The following is a 2,448-nucleotide window of genomic DNA, read 5'->3' as shown; positions in this document are numbered from 1 at the left end:
GCCACGCGTCTCATGTCTTCGAGACATTCCCGCTTGCGCGTGCGTTTCGTTCTCAGATCCAGACCCAGACCTATCTGTCTCATCACCGTGCCCGTTGAATTCTATTGATCCTAGGATAGCCCACATACACTTCCGTGTCTGCACTTTTGCGGACCTTCCCTATAGGACATCTCGTGTGCGCTGGAGCTTGTCAAGCATCTGTGCGCCAAGGCCATCCTTGACGACCAGGGCTACGATTGCGATGTCTTTAGTACAAGGAGTTTGCTCCACCGGTGCCAAAGCCGCACCCGAACCGCAAGTCCAAACGCCGCTACAGTCGCACGCTGTAGCCGCCGATTGGTCATGATCAAAAGGCTTCGCCGTTCGTATCGCTCTGCGATCAGCTTGAACAGCACGCTCGTCTCGGCCCAATCCTTGCGTACGCACGACAGGTCATCAAATAATGTTTTGCATAACCTTACCGGACTATGTGCAGGGCATCGTTATGCAGAGTCAGCCGCCGCGAGCTTCGGCCGCTGGGACTTTGAGGCCCCCGGAACTACATATAACCGGGACGAGCTACTGTGATCCTACCGTCCACTTCAATGGGAGATTCACATGCTGGAATTATTCTTTCCCCGCGATCAGCCGCACTATGCTGTCGGCCCGCAAGGACCACTAGTCCGCGATTTTTCTGCGTGGATCGTCGAGCGCGGCTATACGCGTATTTACGCAGAGCGCCACGTACCGTTTCCGTGAGCTTCTTGCCTATCACCATGTAGCGGCTGGCACCAGCCTCCCGATTGCCTCGAGAGCACCCGCTGGTTCGCGCCATGGTCGGCACGAGACGTCATACCGCGTCACGCAGCGAGCAGCAGTGCGCTTTCTGAGGGATCGAGATCTCTTTGTTCCGGTGGCTAAACCGGGCCGGTTCGACCCACTCATTTCGCAATACCGCTCCCATCTCATTGATATACAGGATCACCTGAGGTCAATTCCTGACTTCCTGTCGAGCCCCTGTTCGAAGCGCCGCCTTGCCAGCATCAGATCCAAGGATGTCGAACGCTTTGTCGATCAGACCAGCAATCATCTTTGCCGTCAGACTCTTCAGCATACGATTGCACACTGCGTGCCTTTCTGATGTTCAGCGCCGATCAACGATACACGAGGGATTGCTTCGATATTTTCGACACACCGCGTACCTATCGCGGAGAACTTCCACCGCGGGCATTGGATTGGAGGATGGTATGCAAGCTTCTGCATTCGATCGACCACTCGAGCGTTGAGGGTTGCCGCGATCATGCGATTCATCCGCCTTATAGTCTACTACGGGTTCCGCCCAGCAGAAGTCACCGGCTTGACGCGCGACTCTGTGAATGATCTGTTCGCGCCGAGCTGAGCGTGTCCGTATCCGCGTCCTCAAGCACCCGAGAACGATGAATTCCTGATCCTCATTGCATCCCCGAGATCCAGAAATGATCCAAGGTCGATTCATTTTCACCAGTTGATGATCTATCGTCGGGCGGTCGGCTGAAAGCCGAGGCACGACAGATATGTAAACGGAAATGCTGACGCATTCCCATATCTCGTGCTCCAAGGGGACGCCCCTTGGAGAACCCAGCCGGCATCGCCGGCGGTACTGTGGCAAGCAAGTGCGGGCTGAGATCTAATCCTCTGAGAGAGAGATTAGCTGCGACGTGGTTTTGCGACGCATCCCTTCTCACTCTGTAAGTAGTACACAGCCTATGCGTGACGTCATGACGATTATTCACGCCCCCAGACGGTCACGCCGAGCCCGAGTGTGCGCCGGTGTGATCACCGCACCGATGCCCGCGCGGCCGCTGCCGGGCAGGAGCGCCAGTGTGGCAATGTTCGCCGCTGTCACGGCAGGCGCTGCATAGGCACTGGAATACTTCAAAGCGTTGCATCAGGTCGAGACTCTAACCAAAGTCGATCCGCCCGAAGGCGAAATTGAACGTACATACCGGTTGCGCCAGGAGCGCAGCGTGCCGCTACTTGCGCCCATCAGAGGGTGGCTCGATGAATAGGTGCCGCAGGTCCTGCCCCAGGGTCTGCTGGGCAAGGCGATCGCGGACACACGCAATCAGTGGGCGTGCCTCAGCCGCTACGTGATCGACGCACGTGCGCGCTGGTCGATAACAAAGTCATCTGTACCTGCAGGTCCTCATGGATGTTCAGTGGCACGGTTGCCGAGGCGAATGCGAGCGCGATGGTCTATAGTCTGATGCTCGCGTGTTGGACCTGCAATGTCGAACCCTACGCATGCCTCCTGCATGTGCTCACCGAACGGCCACAGCGTGCGCCGGGTGTCGACGTCACTGCCCTCCCACATAGCATCTATTGAGTTTCCCATAAAACATGACAACCGATTCGATGCTGGCGCGTTATATCTCTAACGGATTGAATGGAGATACGCACCATGGCAAAGAAGCCGTTGGACGAGGCAAC

2 pseudogenes are annotated in these 2,448 nt (G+C 56.7%); one reads left to right on the top strand and one right to left on the bottom strand.

From position 1 onward, the window contains the following. Positions 1-332: 332 nt before the first annotated feature. Positions 333-443 (bottom strand): annotated as a pseudogene (locus HV796_RS41650) (IS21-like element helper ATPase IstB); the annotation flags it as partial. Between the two features lie 1,437 nt (positions 444-1,880). On the opposite strand from HV796_RS41650, the pseudogene HV796_RS45195 reads away from it, so the two are divergent. Further along, positions 1,881-2,344: pseudogene (locus HV796_RS45195) on the top strand (IS66 family transposase); the annotation flags it as partial. Positions 2,345-2,448 lie beyond the last annotated feature (104 nt).

The organism is Paraburkholderia humisilvae (assembly GCF_902859855.1).
GTDB classification, from domain to species: domain Bacteria; phylum Pseudomonadota; class Gammaproteobacteria; order Burkholderiales; family Burkholderiaceae; genus Paraburkholderia; species Paraburkholderia humisilvae.
The sequence above is the reverse complement of the archived record's forward strand: the minus strand, read 5'-3'. Positions and strand labels throughout refer to the sequence as shown.